Below are 7,500 nucleotides of genomic sequence, written 5' to 3'. Positions count from 1 at the left end.
CTATCTATCACTTTAATTTAAATTCAGTGTATAATATTTAATTAAATTGAGATTAAAAACCTTAAATAAGTGTTATTAGTAATTTTTCAGAGTCTCCACGAAGTTATCAAAGTAGTTGTCCGTGTCGTGGGGTCCAGGTCCGGCTTCCGGGTGGTACTGTACACTGGATATGGGGAGTTCTGGGTGTTCTATTCCTTCCACAGTACCATCGTTGAGGTTTATCTGGGTAATGTTAAGGGGTAGATTGTCACAGAACTGGTTATCAATACTGAAACCATGATTCTGGGAGGTTATGGAAACTTTCCCAGTTTTCAAATCCTTAACTGGTTGATTAATCCCCCGGTGGCCAAATTTCATTTTGTAAATCTTGGCTCCGAAGGCCCGGGCTATTATCTGCTGCCCTAAACAAATACCAAAAATAGGAAGTCTTTCTGAAAGTTTTTGCACAGTTTGTATTGCTTCTTTAACTCTGCTGGGATTTCCCGGCCCGCTTGAAACCAGAATGGCTCCGGGTTCATAATCCAATATTTCGGAGGGTGAAGTATGGTAGGGCAGGAGAACAACACCAATCTCTCTTTTTAAAAGGGCGTTTATACTGTTATTCTTCACTCCGCAGTCCAGTATAACTGCCTTTTGGGAGTACTCCTCGCCTAATATGGTGGGTTCAGTTACGGATACCTGGTTTACCAAGTCAATGTCTTCAATTCCGGGCTGATCCCGGGCCAAAGATAGAAGTTCCCCATCATCTATTTCTTCTGTTGCCAGGGCACCTTTCATAGCCCCATATCTTCTGATTTTCAGGGTAAGGGAACGGGTGTCAATGGCACTGATTCCGGGAATTTTGTATTCCTCTAAAAATCCGGAAAGGCTGTTTTCAGAATGACTGTGTGAGGGGTGTGGATTTTCTTCTCTTACCACATACCCTTCGGCTTTAATCCCGTTGGACTGGAACCACTCCGGGGATATACCGTAATTTCCCTGCAAAGGGTAGGTAGACATTAGGATCTGCCCCTTATAAGAGGGATCAGTGAGGGATTCTACATAACCGGTCATCCCTGTGGCGAAAACCACTTCTCCCGTTTTTATTGTTTGGTAACCGAATCCTTTCCCTTTAAGTATTGTACCGTCCTCTAAAGCTAATTTGGCGTCTTCTTGCATTCAATCACCATGTTATAAATATTTTTTACCCCAATTATTCCTTGGGGATTCCTTTACTTGGTAAAAAATGGATAGTGTTAGATTCATATTTTCAATTTTAATTCATCTCAATTAATATAGCAGTTCTATTATTTATCCTTGTCAATTTTCACCAGATAAGATCTAGTCCTCAATTATATGATTGGTTAATCAAGGATATAACCCTGATTAGTAATTCAATTTAACTGCAGGATTTCCCTGGTTTTCTAAAAGAATTAGGGAAATTGGGGATTAGTGGGATTTTTAGGCGATTATTAGGGGTTATATGGAATTTTCAAGGTTTTCCAGCATTTTCTCCATTATCATGGCATCTTCCCCATCTTCATAATAATCAATTACCAATGTTTTCTCCTCAAAACCTAACCTCTGATAAAATTTACGGGCTTTTCGATTTCCTTTCCTTACTTCCAACTGTATTTTGTTCACGTTATATTTTTTGAAAATTTCCAGGGTTGTTTCCACTAGACTGGAACCAATCTTCTTTCGATGATGGTGGGGGTCCACGGCAATGGAAATGATATGACCCTCATCTTCAAATCTGATCCAAAATATAATATACCCCACAATGATATTATCTTGCTGGGCTACCAGAAAACCTGCCCCTAAGTTATATAGATCCACCAGTACATTGGCGGGGTAGGGATCATCAAATGATGATGATTCAATCTCCAGGACTCTCTTAAGATCTGGACGTTTGAATTCTCTTATCAACATTGAATTTCCCCAATTATGAGTGATAAAAATGTGGAGTGACTTTACTGAATATATTATCGAACATTATTCCCAATCTTCCGGCATTGCGGAAGTGGCAGTGGGACACTTTCTACAGGTGGGATGTGACCTGAAAAAACGTCTTGAGGTGGATATCATCATGACTGATATTAAACCTTACCATGATTCCGTAATCCTAGATGATATTAGACAACCTGACTTAAAAATATATAAGGATGCTGAACTTATTTATTCCATAAGACCCCCGGAAGAGTTACATCCTTACTTGGAGCAACTCTCCGATAAATTAGGGGCTGATTTAATTATAAAACCCCTTTCAACTGATTCTATTCATACTCGGGGAAAGATGAATTTAATTAACTACAAAAAAGCAGTTTTTTATAAAAAATCAAAGTAAGATGTCTAATGGAACTTATTAAATCTTGAGGTAGGTTGGTAGTAAATGTAACACTACGTAATCTAAGCAGAATATCATAAATGTTATGAAAATCATATTAATTCTCAGGTAGACTTAGGTGCATTTCACATGAAATGGAAAAAATTAAGTGCAGATGAAACATTAAAAACCTTAAATTCAAGTATCAATGGTTTAAGTAGTTCTGAAGCCCAGAAAAGACTATCAGAACATGGTAAAAACGAGCTGGTTGAGGAAAAGAAGGCAGGACCTCTGAGGATTTTCCTGGAACAGTTCAAGGAGATACTCATCCTGATCCTGATTATCGCGGCCATTGCTGCGTACTATGTTGGAGATACCATTGATGCTGTGGTTATCCTGGTAGTGGTAGTGATAAATGCAGTTGTTGGATTTATCCAGGAGTACCGTGCTGAAAAAGCAATGGAAAAACTTAAAGGACTTATTTCCACGGAAGCAGTAGTTTTGAGAGATGGTCAGGAACAGAAAGTGCCTGCGGGGGAACTAACTCTGGGGGATATAGTACTCCTGGAGGAAGGGGACAATGTCCCGGCGGATCTTAGAATAATAGAAAGCTACGACCTGTTGATAGATGAGTCTGCCATGACTGGAGAGTCTTTACCAGTTGAAAAACATGCTCAACCTATAATGGCTGATGATCACGGCACGGAGAACATGGCCTTTATGGAAACTGATGTTGCTTCTGGCCGTGGAAAGGGAATAGTTGTAGAAATTGGTATGGACACCGAGATCGGTAAAATAGCGGAGATGATCCAGGAAGAAGAGGAACAAACACCTTTACAGCAAAAAATCGGCACTCTGGGTAAAAATCTGGGTCTACTGGCGGTTATAGTGTGTTCCGTAGTATTCGTACTGGAGTACCTGCAGGGAGTACCACTGGTGGATACCTTTATGACTGCGGTTTCCCTGGCAGTGGCTGCGGTTCCTGAGGGACTCCCGGCAATTTTAACCCTTACTTTGGCACTGGGAATGCAGAGAATGGCCAAAAGCAATGCTATTGTTCGAAAACTCCTGGCAGTGGAAACTCTGGGGTCCTGTAATGTGATATGTACTGATAAAACCGGAACTCTAACCCTGAACCAGATGACTGTGAGAGATGCTCGGGTGAAAGACCCAGAAATGGTTTACACCATAGCTGCACTTTGTAACAACGCCACCCAGTCTGAAGGTAAATTATTGGGTGATCCCACCGATGCTTCGTTACTGGTGTATGCCGATGAAAACGGATACAACCGTAAAGAACTGGAGGAAAAAAATCCCCGACTACTGGAGATACCACTGGACAGTACCCGGAAGAGGATGACCACGGTCAACCAGATAGGGAACGATAGATATGTCCTTATAAAAGGGGCCCCTGAGGTCTTACTGCAAAAATGTTCTCAGATAGAGGGTGATGATGGAGTCTGCTCCCTTAAAGTTGAAGACAGGGAAAATACAATGAAGGACCTCCAGGAAATGACTGGAAATGCACTGCGAGTTCTGGGATTCGCCTACCGTAAGCTGGGTCCAGAAGAGGATTTGGAGGATAAAGAATCACTGGAAACGGACCTTATCTTCGCTGGTTTGGTGGGAATGATGGACCCACCACGGGAAGAAGCTAAACAGGCCATTGCCCAGGCTAAAAAGGCTGGTATAAAGGTGGTGATGATCACCGGGGACCACAAGGATACTGCAGTGGCCATTGCCCGGGAGATTGAAATTACCGATGATGAGGAGATAGTGGCCCTCACTGGTTCGGACCTGGACCAGCTCAGTGACCAGGAATTTGAAAACATGGTGGACGATGTCCGGGTGTACGCCAGGGTATTCCCGGAACAGAAGGTTAGAATTGTGGAAACCCTCAAGAAGAAGGGAAATGTTGCATCCATGACTGGTGATGGAGTTAACGACGCCCCTGCCCTTAAAAAGGCTGCTATTGGGGTGGCAATGGGTAGTGGTACCGATGTGGCCAAGGAATCCGCGGACATGCTACTTCAGGATGACAACTTCGCCACAATAGTCCAGGCCGTGCGCGAGGGGCGAACCATATTTGATAACATTCGCCGTTTTGTCCGGTTCCAGCTCTCCACCAACATCGGGGCAATATTAACCATTACCTCTTCATCTATAATGGGATTACCAGTTCCTTTCAACCCTATCCAGGTTTTATGGATAAATATCATAATGGACGGACCACCAGCCCAGTCATTAGGTGTTGAACCACCAGAAAAGGGAGTTATGGAAAGACCTCCCCTCAAGGAGGAGATCATCCCCCGCAAAAACCTGATAAAAATAGTTACAGCTGGAGTGGTGATGACTGTAGGAACACTGGCCCTTTACTCCTACATGTTATCCACTGGCACAGAATTAAACAGGGCCATGACCATGGCCTTCACGGTTTTCGTAATGTATCAAATATTTAACGTGTTTAACTGCCGTTCTGATGGTGGATTTTCCAATAAAGTCCTCTTTATAGCCGTGGGAGCTTCGTTACTCCTTCAAATAGCAGTTATATACTTGCCATTCCTCCAGGGAATCTTCCGTACCACTGCTCTGGGCCTATTTGATTGGGTGGTGATCCTGCTGATTGCCACCACCATATTTGTCAGTGACTGGGTGGTTAATAAGGTCCTTAAATAATTCCACATCAGTTAATCCCAGTATTCGGGGTTAAATCAGATATTTGTCTCAAATTTCTTTTTTAATCCCAATCCCGGATTTAATATTTTATTAATCAAGCTGAGGTTTATAATGATGAATTTACTGGTAATGGCCGGGACCAGTGATGCCCGCCGTATCATCCAAGATCTTTCTACGGTAGATGAGATTCATGTTCTGGCCACGGCCACCACATCCCATGGAGTGGAACTGGCTAGAAATTCTGGTGCAGACAAAGTACTAAATGGTCGTTTTAATGCAGAAGAGTTGATGGAGATACTGATGGACAATGATATTGAACTTCTCCTTGACGCCACCCATCCCTTTGCCTCAGCAGCCACCCAAAATGCCATAAATGCTTCTGATAGTTTGGGTGTTCCCTACCTTCGTTTTGAAAGACCCTGTACCGAGCTTCCAGGTAGTGATTTAATCCATCCTGTTAACTCCTTTGAAGATGCTGTGGAGATTATCAGGGAAATAATGGGAGTTACAGGAATATCAAAAGGAAATGATTTTTCGGATTCTGAGAATCTTCCGGGGGGTAGAATTTTACACCTGGCCGGGGTGAATACACTCCATTATCTTACCGAGGTCCTGAACCCTAATTTAGTAGTGGCCCGGGTTCTACCCATGGTTTATTCCATTGAAAAATCTCTGGAACTGGGCTTACCCCACCGGAACATTGTGGCCATGGAGGGAACCTTCTCTTCCCGCTTCAATGGTATTCTCATGGAGGAATTCCAGATAAAGGTGGTTTTGACCAAGGAAAGTGGTCAGAGCGGGGGTACCATGTCCAAGATCCAGGCCGCACTTGATCAGGATGTGCCAGTAGTGGTAGTTATGCGCCCGGAAATAGAAGAGTTAAAGGGTAAGCTGGTGTTTGGTGAGGTGGATCTCCTGGTTGATGAGGTCATTTCCAGATGTGGAAGTGAGCTTAAGTCATAAATCTGATCTGAAGAAAAGTAATAAAACGAAATAAAGACGAAATGCGTGAAGATCATCCCAAAGTTTATATTGAATGTTTTTACTTTAAATGTAAAATAAGAATTAGAATAAGCCTCAGCTCGCCCATCAGTCATCATCAGTTCAGAGCTCATAGGGTTCATCATTGGCTTGGATGTTATTTAGTATTTATTTTTATTAGTTTTATATTCTTTCAATGAAATTAATTAAAATAACATGGAATTACATTTAAAACAGCAAGAGTCCGAAAAATAGGAAATAGTAATAACAAAACTACATCTCAAGTTTAAACGGGCAGCAGAGGCCTATAGCTAAATATTAATATTTTCATTTATTTTCCATCATTTTGCATGTGAATAAATACAAATCCAATTTCCTTATTTAATACAGTTCATTCAACAGTCACTATATCACCTAGAATCAGGGGTATACTATGTTGGAATTGTTTGTATTTGTTGTAATCCATTACTGTAAAAGTGTAATCAGCGGAGGTAGTCTCAATTTTTATTGAAGGGGCTAACAGCATTCTTTTTTTCCCCATTATCACGTTAATTATTTCATTATAAGGTATGGTAATTACATCTGAATTTCTAGCTGCCATTTCCTTGAAGTTCATAGTACGAGCTGCTTTTTCCCTGTCAGAAAGGCTCTTTTTTTCCACATAATGCCCTATTATTCCTCCGAATGCAAATCCCATTCCACCGGTTAAAAAAGATCCTTCTGCAATGTAGAGGTTTTTATCAGTGAAGTAAAGCGTTTTTTTATTGTTAAGACCAGATTTCCATGTAACGTTAATCATTTCCTGAAGTAATTCGTTATCACCATGAGAAACTTGTGGTTCGCTTTGACTTTGAGATGCAAGAGTTTCGTTTTGATCATCGGATATTTTTTGCAATTTCTGACCACAGTTAGAACAGAAAACTGCAATATCCTCATTTTCATTACCACAATTGGTGCAAAATACCATTTTTTATACACTCCTACTAATTTTATCAATTAACTCCCTTTGAAAGCATGATTATCATTTGATATCATAGCAGAGTCAATATAAGTCCTAAAATCATGCTTATAACCGCTATGATCACTATGTTCCGACCGTGAAACTTTGAGTTGTGGTTATCTTTAGATAATAAGTACAAACCAATTAAAATCCCAAAAAATCCACCTAAAATACCTAAAAAATATCCCAAAATTACAATAAAAATAGAAGGTTTTTTGGCTTCATAATAATTAAATGATTGGTTTTCAGTTCTATTTAATATTTTACCGCAATCTTGACAATACTGGGCATTTTCTTGGTTTTTTGTTCCACATTTTGGACAGAACATTTCCTAATACTCCCCTATTTATTATAAAGCATTTACTAACAAATCAATCTTAATATTAATCCTGTTTCACATTAATATAAATTATCTATGAAGATAAAACAAAATCATGTTATTTTATGATAATTATGAATATACTTTTAATTTTCAATTTTAAATACTAAATTAAGAAAAAAATAATTATTGTAAGCATATTCACTAGATTTTACATGC

7 protein-coding genes are annotated in these 7,500 nt (G+C 40.2%); 3 read left to right on the top strand and 4 right to left on the bottom strand.

Annotated elements, in window-relative coordinates; translation table 11 throughout:
• Window positions 1–75: 75 nt before the first annotated feature.
• Both carA and rimI read right to left on the bottom strand, forming a co-directional pair.
• Window positions 76–1,158, bottom strand: a complete 1,083-nt coding sequence (gene carA, locus CIT02_RS04560) for a glutamine-hydrolyzing carbamoyl-phosphate synthase small subunit (RefSeq protein WP_292614433.1) — start codon at window positions 1,156–1,158, stop codon at window positions 76–78.
• A gap of 300 nt (window positions 1,159–1,458) precedes the next feature.
• Window positions 1,459–1,911: a ribosomal protein S18-alanine N-acetyltransferase gene (gene rimI, locus CIT02_RS04555; protein ID WP_292614431.1), complete on the bottom strand. Its 453-nt coding sequence runs from the start codon at window positions 1,909–1,911 to the stop codon at window positions 1,459–1,461.
• Between the two features lie 28 nt (window positions 1,912–1,939).
• Between rimI and CIT02_RS04550 the strand changes: the two genes are divergently transcribed.
• The 3 genes from CIT02_RS04550 (at window position 1,940) to cobK (ending at window position 5,944) form a co-directional block, all read left to right on the top strand.
• Entirely contained in the window at window positions 1,940–2,326 is a 387-nt protein-coding gene (locus CIT02_RS04550; protein WP_292614429.1) for a UPF0146 family protein, read from the top strand.
• 129 nt (window positions 2,327–2,455) lie between these two features.
• Complete coding sequence (locus tag CIT02_RS04545) at window positions 2,456–4,981, top strand: calcium-transporting P-type ATPase, PMR1-type (RefSeq protein WP_292614427.1); 2,526 nt, start codon at window positions 2,456–2,458, stop codon at window positions 4,979–4,981.
• A 111-nt stretch (window positions 4,982–5,092) separates the two neighbouring features.
• Window positions 5,093–5,944, top strand: coding sequence for a precorrin-6A reductase (gene cobK, locus CIT02_RS04540; RefSeq protein WP_292614425.1), 852 nt, complete (start codon window positions 5,093–5,095; stop codon window positions 5,942–5,944).
• 409 nt (window positions 5,945–6,353) lie between these two features.
• On the opposite strand, the gene CIT02_RS04535 is transcribed toward cobK, so the two are convergent.
• Window positions 6,354–6,929 (bottom strand): zinc ribbon domain-containing protein, encoded by a 576-nt coding sequence (locus tag CIT02_RS04535; protein WP_292614423.1) that lies wholly within the window; start codon window positions 6,927–6,929, stop codon window positions 6,354–6,356.
• Window positions 6,930–6,993: 64 nt separating this feature from the next.
• Window positions 6,994–7,290, bottom strand: coding sequence for a zinc-ribbon domain-containing protein (locus CIT02_RS04530; protein ID WP_292614421.1), 297 nt, complete (start codon window positions 7,288–7,290; stop codon window positions 6,994–6,996).
• Window positions 7,291–7,500: the final 210 nt, after the last annotated feature.

The organism is Methanobacterium sp. BAmetb5 (genome assembly GCF_003491305.1).
Classification (GTDB): domain Archaea; phylum Methanobacteriota; class Methanobacteria; order Methanobacteriales; family Methanobacteriaceae; genus Methanobacterium.
This window is presented reverse-complemented; position numbering and strand designations above follow the sequence as displayed.

Bases quoted from the DNA above. Each gene is read 5' to 3' on its own strand.
- CIT02_RS04530 (WP_292614421.1), bottom strand. From the start codon at position 7,290: ATGTTCTGTCCAAAATGTGGAACAAAAAACCAAGAAAATGCCCAGTAT.
- CIT02_RS04535 (WP_292614423.1), bottom strand. From the start codon at position 6,929: ATGGTATTTTGCACCAATTGTGGTAATGAAAATGAGGATATTGCAGTT.
- CIT02_RS04545 (WP_292614427.1), top strand. From the start codon at position 2,456: ATGAAATGGAAAAAATTAAGTGCAGATGAAACATTAAAAACCTTAAAT.
- CIT02_RS04550 (WP_292614429.1), top strand. From the start codon at position 1,940: ATGTGGAGTGACTTTACTGAATATATTATCGAACATTATTCCCAATCT.
- cobK (WP_292614425.1), top strand. From the start codon at position 5,093: ATGATGAATTTACTGGTAATGGCCGGGACCAGTGATGCCCGCCGTATC.
- rimI (WP_292614431.1), bottom strand. From the start codon at position 1,911: ATGTTGATAAGAGAATTCAAACGTCCAGATCTTAAGAGAGTCCTGGAG.
- carA (WP_292614433.1), bottom strand. From the start codon at position 1,158: ATGCAAGAAGACGCCAAATTAGCTTTAGAGGACGGTACAATACTTAAA.